The organism is Streptomyces anulatus (assembly GCF_000721175.1).
Classification (GTDB): domain Bacteria; phylum Actinomycetota; class Actinomycetes; order Streptomycetales; family Streptomycetaceae; genus Streptomyces; species Streptomyces anulatus_C.
In genome coordinates this window covers 91,551-108,376 of sequence record NZ_JOEZ01000011.1, presented here as the reverse complement: position 1 = coordinate 108,376, position 16,826 = coordinate 91,551, and the positions used below count along the sequence as shown (strand labels likewise).

The following is a 16,826-nucleotide window of genomic DNA, read 5'->3' as shown; positions in this document are numbered from 1 at the left end:
CTGAGCCAGCCTGAGTGATGATCATTCAGCCGGCGGCGATTGCCGAATACGTCAATACATCGGCCGGAATCTGATGGAAGAGCTTCCACTCGATCGCCATAGGCTTGCTCCCCGTGTGCTTGACGTACTGCGCCGGCCCCATGAGCATCCACGGCTGGGGTCCACCGATATCCGTCTGCTTGTATCGGCGCACAAAGAGTAGGACGTGAGTGCCCTTCTCCTTGTGGGTCTGATAGCGGACGCCGGTGGGTGAGTGCTCCGAAGTCTGGTTCTGCGACTCCCAGTGGAACAGCGAGTCGTTGAGGGCGTAGTCCCTGTAGCGGGTCTCGGGTGAGAAGTCCTTCTCGTCCTTCTCCAGCGTGACAAGCAGGGCATCGGTTTGGATGTTCTCGCACCACTTCACGCCTTCGCGGAAGTGCCCCGGTTTGCGGCCGTCCACGGAGGCCTGGCCCAGTGCGGGGAGAATCTCTTCGCGGCTGTACGAAGCGTGGACAGTCAGGGGGATGGTGGCGTGCGTCCCGAGGAGCGGCAAGGGAACGTGGTCGGCCTGCTGTAGGACGTGAGCGAGTACTTGATGCAACTCGTCCCGGAACGATGGCTGATGGAGCAGTGTGTCCAGCCCTGCCTGGTAGCTGGGGAAGCCCCCGCCCAACGGCCAGAGCGAGAAGAAGAACATGCGGGCGTACCCCTGTTCCTGCTCGCTGAGCTCGTCGTAGGCAGGAGCGTCATCGGCCAGCAACTTGCTGTATGCCGCAACGCGCAGCGGGTCATCGACATGCAGGAAGGCCGAGACCCGCTTGAGGAGGGGCAACTCGCCTTCAGGGCCTGTTGCGTCGAGGAGCTTCGCTCGACGCAACAGGCCTGTCCATGAATTTCCGTTGCCTCGGTACAGCTCTTTGAGGTCCCGACCGCTCTCCTTGAGGAAGTCTGCAAGACGCGGGTTCGCGTAGGAAGCGACCTCACGGGTCAACTGTGTGACGTTGACCGCGATCTGTGAGCGGATGTTGTCCATGATCAGTTCCTTGGCTTTCGTCTCAAGGATGATCTGGCAGCCAGAAGGCAGTTGGGGGAAGTCCTGCTCGATGTTGTCGAGGAGGCGGTTGCGCGTCAGATTCGTCAGAGCGCGGAACTGCTCCTCGAACCGGAACTCCTTGCGGTGCTGACCGATGAAGTCCAAGACGGTGAGGACGGCCTTGTCGTCGGTGCGACGCAATCCGCGGCCAAGCTGTTGAAGGAAAACCGTGGCGCTGGAGGTGGGGCGCAGCAGGAGCAGGGTATCGACGTCGGGGATGTCAAGACCCTCGTTGAACAGGTCCACGGAGAAGATGACTTGGAGTGATCCCGAGCGCAGGTCCTCAAGTGCTTTCTTGCGGTCGGGTGCTGGAGTTTCACCAGACAGCGCGACAGCGTTGAGGCCTGCCTGTCGGAAGAAATCAGCCATGAAGTGCGCGTGTGCGACCGATACGCAGAATCCCAGGGCGCGCATCGAACCAGGGTCGGTGACCTTGTCCTTCACTGCGGCCACCACGAGCCGAGCTCGTGCGTCGTTGCCCGTGAACAGATTGCTCAGCGCAGTTGAGTCGTAGGCTCCACGCTTCCATGTGACAGCACTCATGTCCGTGTTGTCGGTGACCCCGAAGTAGTGGAAGGGGCTGAGGAGATCGTTCTCCAGCGCCTCCCAGAGCCGCATCTCCGCCGCGATCCGGCCGTCGAAAAACTCGTCCTGGATGTTCAATCCATCCATGCGCTCCGGGGTCGCTGTCAGGCCCAAGAGCTCCTGGGGCTGGAAGTGATCCATGATCTTGCGGTAGGTGGGCGACGTGCCGTGATGGAACTCGTCGATCACGATGATGTCGAAGTGATCCGGGGCGATGCGGCCCAGGGCCTGCGGCGTGAGTGACTGGACGCTGGCGAACACGTGGTTCCAGCGGCTGGGGATCTCACCACTGAGCAACAACTCACCGAAGTTCGCATCGATGAGGACGTTCTGGTAGACGCGCAAGGATTGTTCCAGGATCTCCTTGCGATGCGCTACGAAGAGCAGGCGCGGGTCGCGGCCGAGCGCCTGGCGCAGGCGCTTGTAGTCCAGCGCCGCCATGACGGTCTTACCGGTACCCGTTGCTGCGACGAGGAGGTTCTGGTGCCGGTCATGCACCGTGCGTTCGACTTCGAGACGTTCGAGCATGTCTCGTTGGTGAGGGTACGGGCGGACCTCTAGGCCGGAAAGGGTGATGCCCGTAGATCCCGGGCGACTGCCGCCACCCGCGCGGGACAAGGCGTAGTCCAGCCGCTCTGCGTCCCTGTCAGGGTCGTACGACTCGAAAGCGGGCTCACTCCAGTAGGCGTCGAAGGTCGCCTCGAACTTGCGGATCACCGAGGGCGTCGCGACGGAGGAGAGGCGGACGTTCCATTCCAGCCCATCCAGGAGGGCAGCCTTGGAGAGGTTCGAGCTGCCGACGTATGCAGTGTCGAAGCCGCTGGCACGGCGAAAGAGCCACGCCTTGGCGTGCAGACGTGTGGAGCGGAGCTCGTAGTTGACCTTGACCTCGGCGCCGAAGTCCCGCACCAGTCGGTCCAGGGCGCGGCGTTCGGTGGCGCCGATGTACGTCGTCGTGAGTACACGGATGGGAATACCGCGCTCGCGCGCCGACGACAGGGACTTTTCGAGGACGCGGAGGCCGTGCCACTTCACGAATGCGCAGAGGAGGTCGACTCGGTCGGCAGTGGCCAGCTCGGCGCGCAGCTCGAAGCCGAGACTGGGGTCTTCAGGGGAGTTCGTAATGAGTGCCGTCTCGGACAACGGCGTCGCTGGGCGTATGGCGTAGACGCCCGGTGCCTCCTGTTCCGCGACGGCCAACAGCTGTCGCGGCCCATCGGTGACGAGATCGATCCACTCTGTCGCACCCTCGATCGTGCTAAGCGATTCGAGGATGTGATTGGCCGCTATCACCTGTTCGGCAGGGGAGAGGCCCTGGAACACCCGCCTCACTGTGGCGCCGATATGGCGGGCGAGTACATGGGGTGCTGATTCCTTGCCGACTGAGGCATCGATCGGACGCCAACCAGTGGAGTCGAGCTGCTTCATCCGCTCGGCGAGTCGATGCGTGATGAGCGATTCATAGAGCCCGGCAACTGGCGCGTCGCCCGAAATGTCGTTTGGCATGCCCCGAGTCCCCCTCATTTGGCTGCGTACTGCATCTGCAGTTGTATCAAGGAGGCCTGACAGCCGGGGCGATGGCCGGTGAGACCAGCAAGGGCCGTTGCCCGCGAATTCGCAGGCAACGGCCCCTGTCAAAAACGTGCAGCGGGCGTTCACCCGCGCCCGTGGCACCCCCCATAAGCCTCCCCCGACCCGCACCAGCAGGCAGCCGTGCGCGACGGGGGCCATGGGACGGCGCGGCCCCGGGCGGCGAGGGTGGTGGCGTACTGGGGGAGGAGGCCCGGGGCGGCCGGGGACGCGGCCTCGGAGGCGGCGAACGCCTCGTACGAGGGGACCGTGCCCGTCACGATGCCCAGGTTCGGGGTGCCCGCCGCGTGGAGGTCGCGGAGCGCGGTCTCCAGGCGGTCCAGGTGTGTGGCGCGGTCCACGTACTCCTCGGTCAACGCCGGGTACGCGGTGAGCAGTTCGCGTAGTTCGTGCTCGGGCCAGTGCAGGACGGCGACCGGGAACGGGCGGGAGAGGGCCGTGCGGTAGGTGCCCAGCTCCGCGCGGAGGCGGGTGATCTCGGCCTTCAGCTCGACCGGGTCCGAGGAGCCCAGCGACCACAGGCGCTTGGGGTCGTGGAGTTCGTCCAGGGGTACCGGGGCCGTGTGCAGCTCGCCGGCCAGCTCGTCCCACGTGTCGTGGTCCAGGCCCATCAGCCTGCGCACCCGGTGGCGGCCGGTCAGCAGGGACTGGACGGCGTACGGGACCTCCTCGCCGGGGGCCATCAGCAGGGTCAGCGCGGTCGAGAGGACGTCGTGCGCCGACTCCAGCTCGTCGTGCGCCTCCAGCGTCTCCGCGGCCACCTGCCACGGCGCCGCGTCCAGCGGGCCCGCGGCACGGATGCCGTCGATGATCGCCCGGGCCTCGGCCTCGTGGCCGTACTCCCAGAGGTTGGCCGCTTTCAGGGCCTTGATCAGGTGCGGGTTGTCGACGGAGGCCTCGGGAGCCCCGAGCAGGTCGTCGTAGAGCGTGCTCGCGCGGGCGCGGTCTCCCGCGAGTTCCAGGTGGGCCGCGGCCTGGAGGATCAGCGGTTCGTGGTCCTCGGGGTACTGCGCCGCGGTGCGGAGCAGACGCTCGGCTTCGGTGGTGTGGTCGGCAGGCGTGTCGGGGCGCATGGACCACACGGTACTGCCGGACGGCGACGGCGGGGAGAAGAGGGCGGGGGATGAGAAGCGGGAGAAGTCTGGAGAGTTGTGGGGTTTGCCCCTACCGTGCGCGCCGTGTCCCTGCCCTGCGCGCCGTGCACTTACGGTGCGCGCCGTGCGGGTCCGTGCATGCCGTGTGCGCCGTGCGCGCCGTGCGGATCCGTGCATGCCGTGCGCGCCGTGCGGGACCTGTGCGCCGTACCGGAAGGGTGACGACGGAGCGGGAGGGGTGACCTCGATGCGGAGGCGCGGAGCTGCGGGAGGACGCGGGATCGGGGTTCCGCCGGCCGTGCGCGGACGCGGGGGCGGCGGTCCGCACCTCCTCGCCCGGGGGCTGTGGGTGTCCGCCGAGCTCGTCGTGACCCTCGGTGTCGTGCTGCTGCTCCTCGTCGCCCATCAGCTGTGGTGGACCAACCGCGAGGCGCGCGCCGACGCCGGGCGCACCGTCCGGAGCCTGCAGCGGGAGTGGGACGAGCCGGTTCCGGAAAGCACCGACGGTGGCGGTGCGCGGGAGGGGAGCCCCGGTCCCTCGCCCTCCGGCCGTGGGGGCGAGGGCGTGCCGGCCGGCCCGGCGGCATCCGATGCCCCTGCCCCGGCCCGTTCCCGTACCGCTCCCCGCTGGGACCAGGCGTACGCCGTGCTGCGCATCCCCCGGATCGGGCTCACCGCCCCCGTCGCCGAGGGCACCAGCAAGGGCGGGGTGCTCGACCGGGGGTACGTCGGGCACTACGCCCGCACCGCACAGGCCGGGCGGGCCGGGAACTTCGCGCTCGCCGGGCACCGCAACACCCACGGCGAGCCCTTCCGGCGAATCGACCGGCTGCGGAGCGGCGACCGGATCACCGTCGAGACCCGGGACGCCGTCTACACGTACACCGTCGACAAACGCCTCGCGCGGACCGCCCCCTCGGACAGCGGGGTCATCGCGCCCGTGCCGCGCAGCAACATCACGACGTCCGTCGGCTACAGCACTCCCGGCTACTACCTCACCCTGACCACCTGCACCCCCGAGTTCAGCTCCCGCTACCGGCTCGTCGTCTGGGGGAAGCTGACCTCGATGCGCCCGCGGTGACGGACGCGGCCTCCTCACCAGGCCGCCCGGGACGTATCCGATCATCGTGTATAACGAAAGGAGTGCCGTTCACTTCGATGAACGGTGCGCATGAGCGGTACGAGGGACGGGAGGTGCACACCGTGCGGGACGCCAACACCCTGCGCCGCGCCTTCGCCCGGCTGCTCCGGCCCGCCGGGCTCCTCGTCCTCTTCCTCACCGAGGTCCTCCTCGCCGAGGGCGGCAGCCTCTCCGCAGCGGTCGCGCTCGCCGCCACCGCCGCCGCCGGCTCCGCGCTCCTCGTCTGCTCCGTCATCAGCGCCCGCTGCGCGCCCCCGGTGCCCCGCACCCGGGTCCGTACGGCCATCAGGGACCGGGAGCAACGCACCGCGTTCCTCCCGCAACGTGACCCCGACGCCCGGGGCCGCACCAGGCCCCGAGCACCCGGGCGCGCCCTCCTGACGGCCGCCGCGTAGGGGAAGCCCCGCACCTCTGGTTCGTACCTCTCGTACCTCTCGTACCTCTCGTACGTGCGGTGCACCCGTGACCGGGTGCGCCCCGCGCCGGTCGTCATGCCGAGTGATCACCCGTACCTGCCTTCTCGCAGGTACCTCCCGGCACGACGAGACCCCCGGAGGGCTCACCCATGTCCGCCTTCATGTCCGCCTTCGCGAGCCTGGTCGGCTCCCTCGCCGATCTGCTCGAACCGCTCTTCCGAACCGCGTCCACCGCCGCCGCGATCATCCTGTTCACCGCGCTCGTGCGGCTCGCCGTCCACCCTCTGTCGCGGGCCGCCGCACGCGGGCAGAAGGCCCGCAGCCGGCTCCAGCCGCAGATCGCCGAACTCCGCAGGAAGCACGGCAAGAACCCCGAGCGGATGCAGAAGGCGATCATGGAACTGCATGCCGCCGAGAAGGTGTCGCCGCTCTCCGGCTGCCTGCCGAGCCTGCTCCAGATGCCCGCGTTCTTCCTGCTCTACCACCTGTTCTCCAGCAGCTCCATCGGCGGCGAGCCCAACGCGCTGCTCAGCCACGACCTGCTCGGCGCACCGCTCGGCGGGCGCTGGCACGACGCCCTCGCGCACGGCGGGATGTTCGGCGCACAGGGGTGGGTCTACCTGGGGCTCTTCGCGATCGTCGCCGCCGTCGCCACGTTCAACTACGGACGCACCAAGCGGCAGATGGCCGCCAACCCGATGACGCCCGCCGCAGGACCGGACGGACAGGCCGTGCCCGGCATGGGCGCGATGACGAAGCTCATGCCGCTGCTGTCCTTCTTCACTCTGATCACCGTGGCCGTCGTCCCGCTGGCCGCCGCCCTGTACGTCGTCACCACGACCACGTGGACCGCGATCGAGCGGGCCTGGCTCTACCGCGACATGCCGGTCGGCGGGGGCGCCATGGCCACGGCGGCGTGACCCGGAGCGGCCGATGCGCCGGTCCAGTGTGTGAACGAGGTCTTGCGGAGTGTTCACATCTCTTGGACGATCAGCCAAGTCCTCCGCCGGCCGCAACCCGCCGGAGGGCCCTCCACCTCGACCAAGAGGAGCTGGACCGTTGAAGCTGCTTCGAGTCGGTACGGCGGGCGCCGAGCGCCCCGCACTTCTCGACCGCGACGGGACTCTGCGTGATCTGTCGGGGATCGTCCCCGACATCGACGGTGAGCTGCTCGCCGACGCCTGTGCGCTCGCCCGGGTACGGGCGGCCGCCGAGGCGCCCGGTGCGCTGCCCGCCCTGGACGCGACGGGGCTGCGGATCGGCCCGCCGCTCGGGCGCATCGGCAAGATCGTGTGCATCGGGCTGAACTACCACGACCACGCCGCCGAGACGGGTGCGGAGATCCCGGCGGAACCCATCCTGTTCCTCAAGGCCCCCGACACCGTCGTCGGGCCCGACGACACGGTCCTGGTGCCGCGCGGCAGCCGCAAGACCGACTGGGAGGTCGAGCTCGCCGTCGTCGTCGGGCGCACCGCCCGCTATCTGGAGACGGCCGAGGAGGGCCTCGCGCACGTCGCCGGGTACGCCACCGCGCACGACGTGTCCGAGCGCGAGTTCCAGATCGAGCGCGGCGGCACCTGGGACAAGGGCAAGAACTGCGAGACGTTCAACCCGCTGGGCCCCTGGCTGGTCACCGCCGACGAGGTGCCCGACCCGCAGGCCCTGCCGCTGCGGCTGTGGGTCAACGGCGAGCTGAAGCAGAACGGCACCACGGCCGAGCAGATCTTCCCGGTCGGCGAGGTCGTCCGCTACCTCAGCCACTTCATGACGCTCCACCCGGGCGACGTGATCAACACCGGTACGCCGGCCGGGGTCGCGCTGGGGCAGCCCGAGCCGAAGCCGTACCTGAGGGCGGGCGACGTGGTGGAGCTGGAGGTGGAGGGGCTCGGACGGCAGCGGCAGGAGCTGAAGGGGGCCTGAACCGTGAAGCCCGGGGCGTCGTCACGCATACGGTGACGGCGCCCCGCTCACCCCGTGTACGGCGCCCCGCTCACCCCGAGTGGGGGAGGAGAGTGACCGAGACGCCTTCGCGGGCCGAGCGGCGGGCGGCCTCCAGGACGTCCAGCGCGGCGGCGGCCTGGAGCGCGGTGACCGGGTTCCGGCCGGTGCCGCGCACCGCTGCGACGACGGCGGCGTAGTACGCGGGGTAGTCGCCGGGCAGCGTATGGACCGGGGTGCCGCCACCGGTCAGCGGGGACTCGCCGGAACCGATGCGGCCCCACAGCTCCTCCGCCTCCTCGCCCCACGGCTCACCGGCCCCCGGGCGCAGGCCCTCGCGCAGCGCCGCCTCCTGCGGGTCCAGGCCGTACTTCACATAGCCCGCCTCCGAGCCCAGCACCCGGAAGCGCGGGCCGAGCTGGGCCGTCGTGGCGCTGACGTACAGGTGCGAACGGACCCCGTCGGCGTGGGTGATCGCGAGGAACGTGTCGTCGTCCGCGGCCGCGCCGGGACGCCGCACGTCGGACTCGGCGTACACCTGGACCGCCGGGCCGAACAGCGCCAGCGCCTGGTCGACGACATGGCTGCCCAGGTCGTACAGCAGACCGCCGATCTCGTCCGGGTCGCCCGACTCGCGCCAGCCGCCCTTCGGCTGCGGCCGCCAGCGCTCGAAGCGGGACTCGAAGCGCTGCACCTCGCCCAGCTCGCCGTCGGCGATCAGCGCGGCGAGCGTCCGGAAGTCGCCGTCCCAGCGGCGGTTCTGGAAGACCGAGAGCAGCAGCCCGCGCTCCTCGGCGAGGGCGGCGAGCTCGCGCGCCTCGTCGGCGGTCCCGGCGACCGGCTTGTCCACGACCACCGGCAGCCCGGCCTTCAGCGCGGCCGTCGCCAGCGGGACGTGCGTCTTGTTCGGGGTGGCGATCACGACCAGGTCCAGCTCGCCGGCGCGCTCCCACAGCTCGTCCGGCGAGGCGGCGAAGCGGACGTCGGGGAACGCGGCACGGGCCTCGGCCCGGCGCTCCTCGTTCGACGTGACGACCGTGTCGAGGACCAGGCCATCGGTCGCGGAGACCAGCGGCGCGTGGAAGACGGAGCCGGCCAGGCCGTAGCCGACGAGGGCGACGCGGAGAGGGGCGCCGGGGGCGTTGGGGGTCATGCATTCCACTTAAGCAACGCTGTTGCCAAAGTGCAAGCGACCGGCACAATGGGACGGTGAACAGGAGTGAGCCGTGAACACGAGCAGGACGAAGGCCCCCGCGGGGGTGAACCTCCCGGCACTGCGCCACCACAACGCCGCGCTGGTGCTGGACCTGCTGCGGGCGGCCGGGGCGGACGGCATCAGCCGCCTGGAGCTCGCCGAGGGCACCGGCCTCACCCCGCAGGCCGTCAGCAAGATCACCGCCCGGCTCCGGGAGGACGGTCTCGCCGTCGGCGCGGGCCTGCGCCCCTCCACCGGCGGCAAGCCGCGCACGGTGCTGTGCCTCGTTCCCGACGCGCAGTTCGCCGTCGGGCTGCACCTGGACCGCGACGGCCTCACCGCCGTCCTCGTCGACCTCGCGGGCCGGCTGGTCGCGGTCACCCGCGCACCCCTGGACCTCGGCGCACCGGCGGACCGGGTCCTCGGGGACGCGGCGGACGCCGTCCGGGACCTGTGCGCGGCCGAACCGCACAAGCCGGTGCTGGGGCTGGGCGTCGCCGTACCCGGCCCGCTCGACCACCGGGACGGCGTCCTGCACCGGGTCACCGGCTTCCCGCGGTGGGACGGCTACCCGCTGCGCGCCGCCCTCGCCGAGCGGACCGGGCTGCCGGTGGTCCTGGACAAGGACACCAACGCCGCCGCCCTCGCCCTGGCCCTCTCCCTGGACGAGCCGCGCGGCGACTTCGCCTACCTCCACCTCGGTACGGGGCTCGGCGCCGGCCTCGTCCTCGGCGGCCAGGTGCACCGGGGGGCGCGGACGGGGGCGGGCGAGTTCGGCCACCAGACCCTCCAACTGGACGGCCCGCTCTGCGGGTGCGGCGGGCGCGGCTGCATCGAGGCGCTGTGCCTGGCCGCCGAGGCGCGCGGCGACCGGGCGGAGGCCGCCCGGATCCTGGGCACGGGCGCGGCGAACCTGGTCGGCCTGCTCGACATCGACCGGGTGGTGCTGGGCGGCCGGACGGTGGCCGCCGACGAGGACGCGTACGTGCGGGGCGTCCGGGCCGTGATCGAGGAGCGGGCCGCGCGGGGCGGGGCGGGCACGGGGGTGACCGTCGCGGTCGCCGGGGGCGGCGACCGGCCCGTCGCCGAGGGCGCGGCGCAACTGGTGCTCGCGCCGGTGTTCGGGCGGGTGGGGGAGCGGGGTTAGGGCCGGGCCTCCGGTGCCGGCCAGCCCGAGGTGGAGTCCTGCCCGGCCGAGGTCCTGCCCGGCCGAGGTGGGGTCCGCCGAGGTCCTGGGCGAGCGAGGGCAAGCGCAGTCGGGTGATCCTATGAATCAAGTCGGCATGTCGACTCTCTGAATGACGCGCGCGCGTGATGGCGTCGGTTGCCCCCGCCGGAGCCCCCGCCCCGGTCGTCCGCGAGCAGCGAAGGGTGTCCCCTCATGCCCCCCACCTCCAGCGCGCGGCTGCGTGACGCCCGTGTGCTCGCCGCCCTGGGGCTGGCCGCCGGGATCACGGTCCCCGCCGCGCTTCTGGGCGGCCCGCAGGCCGCCGCCCTGCCGGGCGCGCCCGCCCCCGCCTCCTCAGCCGCCGATGAGCAGCCCGTCTGTGGTGACCCGGACGCCAAGGAGTTCCCCATCGAGACCCGGATCCAGGACGCCCCGGACCGGTACGCCTCCGGCGGCGGATACGGCACCTGGTTCCTCGGCCTCACCAACACCACCGACACCTCCTGCCAGGCCCTGCACCCGGTCCTCGTCCTCGCCGACCGCGACCGCAGGCTGACGTCGGACCAGATCCAGCTGGAGTTCTCCGAGCCCGGCCGCCCAGGGACCGAACACCGGGTCACCTGGGAGAGCACCGACCGCGACGAACAGATCGGCGTCTTCGGCGAGAACGGAGAGAGCGGAGAGGGGGGCGAGGACAGCGAGGCGTTCCTCGGGTTCACCGTTCCCGCCGGAAAGACCGTCTCCGTACGCGTCCGGATGGCCTTCACCTCGGACACCGCCCCCGGCCCGGTAACCGCCCACGCCGCTGTCGTCCAGCGCCGCCACCAGGACAAGTCCAAGGGTGGCGGGCGCGAGGACGGTGAATGGGTGGGGGAGTCGGAGGAGTACCCCTTCGTGATCGTCGACGGCGCCACGGGCGGTATCCGCGAACCGGAACTCCCCCGGCCCGAGCGCCCCCGCCCGGAAGAATCCCGCCCGGAAGAATCCCGCCCGGAAGAATCCCGGCCGCGAGATTCCAGGTCGGAGGGTCCCGACCCGGAGCGCACCGTTCCGGGGGCCGGCACCCGTACGGAGCGGCCCGGCGATCCCGAAGGCACCCGTACGGGCCCCGGTACGGGACGGGAGCCGTCCCCGGAGCCGTCCCCGGACCACGACTCCGGCACCCGCCCGCCGACCCGCCCCGGAACCGGGGATGACGGGAGCGGGGAGCACCCCGGACTTCCGCCCCGCGACGGACTGGGCCGCCCGCTGCCCGAACTCGCCCGCACCGGAGCGGCGTCGCTGCCCTGGACCGGGGCCGCCGCCGGGGCGCTGCTGCTCGGCGGGACCGCTCTTCTGGTGCGCGCCCGCCGGGCCCGCCGCACCACCGGCTGACAGGGGCCCGCCGCCCCGCCGCCCCGCGGGGCGGCGGCGGGGTGGTGGCGACCGGATCAGCACCCGTACCGGCCTGTTCATCCGCGTCTGCAACCATCGGGCCGTGGACTACCCGAACGACCAGGCACCTGGCGCACCGATCCGCTCAGGCATCCCCGAGCACGGCCGCATCCCGAAGTACTACGCGGTCAAGGCCCGTATCGCTGTGCTGCTGGACGAGTTGGGCGAGGGCGGGCTCCTGCCCACCGAGCGGGAGCTCGCCCAGCGGCACGAGGTCTCGCGGGAGACCGTCCGCCAGGCCCTGCGCGAACTCCTCCTGGAAGGGCGGGTGCGCCGGCAGGGGCGTGGCACCGTCGTCGCCGGGCCCAAACTGGAGCAGCCGCTCTCGCTGGCCAGCTACACCGAAGGCGTCCGCCGCCAGGGCAGGCGGCCCGGCCGCCACCTCATCGGCCTGGACCGCTTCCCCTGCCCCGAGGCGCTCGCCGCCGAGATCGCGGTCGAGCGCGGCGAACCGGTCTGGCACCTGGAGCGGGTGCTGCTCGCCGACGACGAACGCGTCGGCCTGGAGAGCACGTACGTCGGCGTCGCCCGCGTCCCGGACCTGGACACGCGGTTCGACCCGGACTCCTCCTTCTACGCCTACCTCCGCGACCGCCTCGGGATCGCCTTCGGCGACGCCGACGAGCGGATCGAGACCGTCCTCGCGACCCCCCGCGAGGCCCTGCTCATCGGGACCCCGCCCGCCCTGCCGATGCTCCTGATCCACCGCCTGTCCCGGGACACCGAGGGCCGGCCGCTGGAGCGCGTGCGGACCCTGTTCCGGGGCGACCGGTTCTCCTTCTCCACCCATCTGCGGGGCGAAGGGCGGGACTGAGAGGGCCCGCTCCGCGGATCGCCACCCAGCCCGGTTGGTGACGAAAGGGTAACGGGTCTGGTCCAAGCTTGCGGGGTCGTTCACCGTCCCGTCGGTGAGCGGACGCGTGCGGGACACCCGTCCCGAGGAGCGTGGCCGTCGTGAGAGTCATCGTCGTAGGAGCCGGCGTGGTGGGAACCATGCACGCCTGGCACGCAGTCAGCCGCGGCCACGAGGTCGTACAGATCGAGCGCGAGAGCGAGGCGCGCGGGGCATCGCTCCGCAATTTCGGACAGATATGGATCAGCGGGCGTGCCGGTGGGGAGGAGCTGGAAACCGCCCTGCACGCACGCGATTTGTGGGAGGCCATAGGGGAGCGGGTGCCGGGACTCGGCTTCCGGGCCTGTGGTTCGCTCACCCCGCTGCGTACCGCACGCGAGGTCGCCGTCGCCGAGGCGGCCGTCGCCCGGCCCGACGCGGCGGCGCGCGGCTACAAGCTGCTCACCGCCGACGAGGCCCGCGCGGTCAACCCGGCCCTCCGTGGCGCGTTCATCGCCGCCCTGTGGTGCGAGCGGGACGCGGCGGTCGAACCCCGCACCGCCCAACTCGCCCTGAAGGAGGAGCTGCTGGCCTCAGGGCGGTACACCTACCTCGGCGGCCGCGAAGTGCGGGACGTCGTCGGGGCCGCGTCGGTGCGCGACGACCACGGCGACGTCCACACCGGCGACGCCGTGATCCTCGCGACCGGCGCCTGGCTCGGCGGGCTCGTCCGCGAACTCGCCGGGCCCGAGCTGCCCGTGCGCCGCGTCCGCCTCCAGATGATGCAGACCGACCCGCTCGGCGAACCGCTCACCACCTCCGTCGCCGACGCCGACAGCTTCCGCTACTACCCCGCCTACCGGGGCGAGGCGCTCGACGCCCTCGACGCCGCACAGCCCCAGGACCCGGTCGCCGCCGAGCACCGCATGCAGCTCCTCATGGTGCAGCGGAGCGACGGCGGGCTGACCATCGGCGACACCCACGAGTACGAGCACCCCTTCGCCTTCGACACCGTCGAGGAGCCCTACGAGCACCTCACCCGGGTCGTCGAGGCCCTCCTCGGCCGCCCGCTGCCGCGCGTCCGCCACCGCTGGGCCGGCGTCTACGCCCAGTGCACCGACACCTCACGCGTCGTCCACCGGCAGCAGCTGTCCGACGGGGTCTGGCTCGTCACCGGGCCCGGCGGGCGCGGCATGACGTGCTCACCCGCCATCGCCGAAACGACCGCCGACCAACTGGGCTGGTGAACCACATGACTTCAGCGACACCGACCACCGACCACCCCTTCGGCCTCGTCGTCCTCGACATGGCCGGGACCACCGTCGCCGACGGCGGCCTCGTCGAGCAGGCCTTCTCCGCCGCCGCCCAGCGCCTCGGCGTACGCACCGGATCCGACGAGCACGCCCGCCAGCTCGCCTACGTGCGCGCCACCATGGGCGAGTCCAAGATCTCCGTCTTCCGGCACCTCTTCGGTGCGGAGGACCAGGCCCAGCACGCCAACCTCGCCTTCGAGGAGGCATACGCGGAACTCGTCGACGGCGGCCGCATCGCCCCGGTCCCCGGCGCCCGGGACGCCGTCGAGCGGCTCACCGCCGAAGGCCGCACCGTCGTCCTGACCACCGGCTTCGCCCGCACCACCCAGGACGCCATCCTCACCGCCCTCGGCTGGCAGGACCTCGTCCCGCTCACCCTCTGCCCCGCCGACGCGGGCGGCCGGGGCCGGCCCTACCCGGACATGGTGCTGGCCGCCTTCCTGCGCACCGGGGCCGTGGAAGACGTGCGGCGGACCGTGGTGGCCGGCGACACCTCGTACGACATGCTCAGCGGCGTACGCTCCGGCGCCGGGATCGTCGCCGGGGTCCTCACCGGCGCCCACGAGAAGGACCAGCTGACCCGGCACGGCGCGACCCACGTGCTCGGGTCCGTCGCCGAGCTCCCCGGCCTCATCGCGCGGGCCGAGGCGTGAGCGCCCCGGCCCCCGCCGCCCCCGGCGCGCTCAGCCCCGGCCGGTCCGCACCCGCCGCCCCCAGCGGCATCCGCTTCGACGGCGTCACCGTCGCCTACGGCGGGAACGTCGTCCTCGACCGGCTCGACCTCACCGTCGAACCCGGCGAGGTGATGGCCCTCCTCGGGCCCTCCGGATCGGGCAAGACCACCGCCCTGCGCGCCGTCGCCGGGTTCGTCCGGCCCGCCTCCGGGCGGGTGCTCCTCGGCGGCCGGGACGTCACCGCCCTGCCCCCGCACCGGCGCGGCATCGGCATGGTCGTCCAGAGTTACGCCCTCTTCCCGCACCTCAAGGTCAAGGACAACGTGGCCTTCGGGCTCAAGGCCCACCGCACCCCGAAGGCCAAGATCCCCGGCCGCGTCACCGAGGCTCTCGAACTCGTCGGCATGGCCGCGTACGCCGACCGCCACCCGCGCGGACTCTCCGGCGGCCAGCAGCAGCGCGTCGCCATCGCCCGCGCGCTCGCCATCCGCCCCGGCGTCCTGCTCCTCGACGAACCGCTCTCCGCCCTCGACGCCCGGCTCCGCTCCGGCATGCTCACCGAACTGGCTCGACTTCACCGCGAGTTGCCCGACGTCTCCATCCTGTACGTCACCCACGACCAGGTCGAGGCCCTCACCCTCGCCGACCGGATCGCCGTCATGGACCGCGCCCGGCTCCGGGACTGCGGCACCCCCGAGGAGCTCTACCGCCGCCCCCGTACGGAGTTCACCGCCTCGTTCGTCGGCAACGCCAACCTCCTCCCCGTCACCGTCACGGGCGACGGCGGCGTCGACCTCGACGGCCACCCCCTCACCGTCCCCACCGACACCGCGGCCCGCGCCGCCTCGCCCACGCTCCCCGACGGCACCAGCAAGGACAAGGTGCTCGTCGTCGGCATGGACGGCCTGCGCCACGACGTCATCGCCGCCGCCGACGCCCCGCACCTCAAGTCGATGATGGCCAACGGCACGTACGGCACCTCGCTGCTGTACGCCAACCCGATGGCCGCCACCTCCTCGGGCCCCGGCTGGTCGACGATCTCCACCGGCGTCTGGCCCGACAAGCACGGCGTCAAGGAGAACTCCTTCGCCGGGAAGAACTACGGGAGGTACCCCGGCTTCCTCGCCCGCCTCGCCCAGGTCCGCCCCCAGCTCTCCACCTACGCCGCCGTCGACTGGAAGCCCCTGGACACCCAGGGCACCGTCACTCCGGGCGCCGACGCCAAGCTCGTCCTCGACGGTGACGCCGACGGCTACACCGGCCACGACGCCACCATCGCCGCCGAGACCGAGTCGATCCTCCGGAACCAGAACCCGGACGTCCTGTTCGTCTACTTCGGCCAGACCGACATCGCCGGCCACAACTCCGGTGCGGCCAGCGCCGCGTACCGCCAGGCCATCCACGTCCAGGACGGCTACCTCGGCCGCCTCCTGACCGCGATCAGGGCCCGCCCCTCGTACGCCACCGAACGCTGGACCGTCATCGTCACCACCGACCACGGCCACACCGACTCCGGCGGCCACGGCGGCAGCGCGATCGAGGAACGGCGCACCTTCGTCCTCGCCCAGGGCCCCGGCATCGCGGCCGGCGCCAAGCCCACCGACACCCGTCTCGTGGACGTCGCCGCCACCGTGTTCAAGCAGCTCGGCATCGTCCCCGACCCCGCCTGGGGCCTCGACGGCAAGCCGATCCAGGAACGCTCCACCGACCCCTTCGAGGCGCTGTACCCCTCCCTCTCCGCCCGCGTCGACGAGACCGGCATCCCGGCCGGGGTCCTCGGCTGGACCCACAGCGCGCCCAGCGGCTGGTCGGTGGTGAACTCCGCGATGGGCACCGGCGGCGTGAGCGAATGGCGCGGCTGGTCCTTCGCCACCGACGAGTTCTGGAGCCGCAGCCAGCGCGACCAGTCCCGTGAGCTGAACGTCCGCTCGCGCGGGATCTTCGCGGTCGCCGACTCCGACGAATGGGACGACAAGGCGTCCTCGGGCCCGTACGACTCCACGCTCGTGACCCCGGCGTACGCGGTCGGCGGCAGGTCCACCGTGACCCTCGGCTTCACCACCCTGTACCGGCAGGAGGGCAGCCAGAGCGCCCGGATCCTCGCCTCCTGGAACGGCGGAACGCCCGTCGCCGTGAAGAGCTACACATCCGACGTCATCTCACAGCCGCAGTCACTCACCCTGGACGTCCCGCCCGGGGCCGCCAACGTCAGCTTCCGGTTCCGCTACACCGGCAGCAACAACTGGTACTGGGTGATCGACGGGGTCAGGGTCACCACCGGCTGATCCGAGCGAATGGCTCTTATGCTGGGGGCGCCGGGACGGCGTGGTCCGGGCACCCCCAGCACGCAGTGCGTACGGCAGGAGTCCCGACA

The 16,826-nt window shown here is 71.7% G+C and carries 13 protein-coding genes and 1 pseudogene; 11 read left to right on the top strand and 3 right to left on the bottom strand.

Annotated elements, in window-relative coordinates; all coding sequences use genetic code 11:
• Positions 1-25: 25 nt before the first annotated feature.
• Together IG90_RS0114215 and IG90_RS0114210 are read right to left on the bottom strand one after the other, a co-directional pair.
• Positions 26-3,163: a DEAD/DEAH box helicase gene (locus IG90_RS0114215; protein WP_030583030.1), complete on the bottom strand. Its 3,138-nt coding sequence runs from the start codon at positions 3,161-3,163 to the stop codon at positions 26-28.
• A gap of 149 nt (positions 3,164-3,312) precedes the next feature.
• Positions 3,313-4,320 (bottom strand): SEC-C domain-containing protein, encoded by a 1,008-nt coding sequence (locus tag IG90_RS0114210; RefSeq protein WP_030583027.1) that lies wholly within the window; start codon positions 4,318-4,320, stop codon positions 3,313-3,315.
• A 319-nt stretch (positions 4,321-4,639) separates the two neighbouring features.
• Between IG90_RS0114210 and IG90_RS0114205 the strand changes: the two genes are divergently transcribed.
• The 4 genes from IG90_RS0114205 to IG90_RS0114190 all read left to right on the top strand — a co-directional run bounded on the left by IG90_RS0114205 (position 4,640) and on the right by IG90_RS0114190 (position 7,818).
• On the top strand, positions 4,640-5,422 hold the full coding sequence (locus IG90_RS0114205) for a class E sortase (protein ID WP_030583024.1): 783 nt from the start codon (positions 4,640-4,642) through the stop codon (positions 5,420-5,422).
• Positions 5,423-5,499: 77 nt separating this feature from the next.
• Complete coding sequence (locus tag IG90_RS0114200) at positions 5,500-5,877, top strand: DUF6412 domain-containing protein (RefSeq protein ID WP_051859895.1); 378 nt, start codon at positions 5,500-5,502, stop codon at positions 5,875-5,877.
• A gap of 170 nt (positions 5,878-6,047) precedes the next feature.
• Positions 6,048-6,818: a YidC/Oxa1 family membrane protein insertase gene (locus tag IG90_RS0114195; protein WP_030583018.1), complete on the top strand. Its 771-nt coding sequence runs from the start codon at positions 6,048-6,050 to the stop codon at positions 6,816-6,818.
• A 139-nt stretch (positions 6,819-6,957) separates the two neighbouring features.
• Positions 6,958-7,818, top strand: a complete 861-nt coding sequence (locus tag IG90_RS0114190) for a fumarylacetoacetate hydrolase family protein (protein ID WP_030583016.1) — start codon at positions 6,958-6,960, stop codon at positions 7,816-7,818.
• A gap of 70 nt (positions 7,819-7,888) precedes the next feature.
• Here IG90_RS0114190 and IG90_RS0114185 read toward each other — a convergent pair whose 3' ends face one another.
• On the bottom strand, positions 7,889-8,989 hold the full coding sequence (locus IG90_RS0114185; protein ID WP_030583014.1) for a Gfo/Idh/MocA family oxidoreductase: 1,101 nt from the start codon (positions 8,987-8,989) through the stop codon (positions 7,889-7,891).
• A 73-nt stretch (positions 8,990-9,062) separates the two neighbouring features.
• On the opposite strand from IG90_RS0114185, the gene IG90_RS0114180 reads away from it, so the two are divergent.
• From IG90_RS0114180 to IG90_RS46875, 7 genes and pseudogenes are all read left to right on the top strand, one after another.
• Positions 9,063-10,178 carry an ROK family transcriptional regulator gene (locus IG90_RS0114180; protein ID WP_030583012.1) on the top strand — a complete coding sequence of 372 codons (1,116 nt, stop codon included), beginning with the start codon at positions 9,063-9,065 and terminating at the stop codon, positions 10,176-10,178.
• A gap of 234 nt (positions 10,179-10,412) precedes the next feature.
• Positions 10,413-11,573 (top strand): hypothetical protein, encoded by a 1,161-nt coding sequence (locus IG90_RS0114175; protein WP_030583004.1) that lies wholly within the window; start codon positions 10,413-10,415, stop codon positions 11,571-11,573.
• A 103-nt stretch (positions 11,574-11,676) separates the two neighbouring features.
• Positions 11,677-12,447 (top strand): GntR family transcriptional regulator, encoded by a 771-nt coding sequence (locus IG90_RS0114170; RefSeq protein ID WP_030583001.1) that lies wholly within the window; start codon positions 11,677-11,679, stop codon positions 12,445-12,447.
• Between the two features lie 140 nt (positions 12,448-12,587).
• Complete coding sequence (locus IG90_RS0114165) at positions 12,588-13,712, top strand: TIGR03364 family FAD-dependent oxidoreductase (protein WP_030582998.1); 1,125 nt, start codon at positions 12,588-12,590, stop codon at positions 13,710-13,712.
• A 5-nt stretch (positions 13,713-13,717) separates the two neighbouring features.
• Positions 13,718-14,431, top strand: coding sequence for a phosphonatase-like hydrolase (locus IG90_RS0114160; protein WP_030582995.1), 714 nt, complete (start codon positions 13,718-13,720; stop codon positions 14,429-14,431).
• Positions 14,428-15,309: pseudogene (locus IG90_RS46880) on the top strand (ABC transporter ATP-binding protein); the annotation flags it as partial. The gene IG90_RS0114160 and the pseudogene IG90_RS46880, both read left to right, overlap by 4 nt.
• Before the next feature lie 39 nt (positions 15,310-15,348).
• Positions 15,349-16,737 (top strand): alkaline phosphatase family protein, encoded by a 1,389-nt coding sequence (locus IG90_RS46875; protein ID WP_425338024.1) that lies wholly within the window; start codon positions 15,349-15,351, stop codon positions 16,735-16,737.
• Positions 16,738-16,826: the final 89 nt, after the last annotated feature.

Bases quoted from the DNA above. Each gene is read 5' to 3' on its own strand.
- IG90_RS0114160 (WP_030582995.1), top strand. From the start codon at position 13,718: ATGACTTCAGCGACACCGACCACCGACCACCCCTTCGGCCTCGTCGTC.
- IG90_RS0114185 (WP_030583014.1), bottom strand. From the start codon at position 8,989: ATGACCCCCAACGCCCCCGGCGCCCCTCTCCGCGTCGCCCTCGTCGGC.
- IG90_RS0114195 (WP_030583018.1), top strand. From the start codon at position 6,048: ATGTCCGCCTTCATGTCCGCCTTCGCGAGCCTGGTCGGCTCCCTCGCC.
- IG90_RS46875 (WP_425338024.1), top strand. From the start codon at position 15,349: ATGGACGGCCTGCGCCACGACGTCATCGCCGCCGCCGACGCCCCGCAC.
- IG90_RS0114200 (WP_051859895.1), top strand. From the start codon at position 5,500: ATGAACGGTGCGCATGAGCGGTACGAGGGACGGGAGGTGCACACCGTG.
- IG90_RS0114175 (WP_030583004.1), top strand. From the start codon at position 10,413: ATGCCCCCCACCTCCAGCGCGCGGCTGCGTGACGCCCGTGTGCTCGCC.
- IG90_RS0114210 (WP_030583027.1), bottom strand. From the start codon at position 4,320: ATGCGCCCCGACACGCCTGCCGACCACACCACCGAAGCCGAGCGTCTG.
- IG90_RS0114215 (WP_030583030.1), bottom strand. From the start codon at position 3,163: ATGCCAAACGACATTTCGGGCGACGCGCCAGTTGCCGGGCTCTATGAA.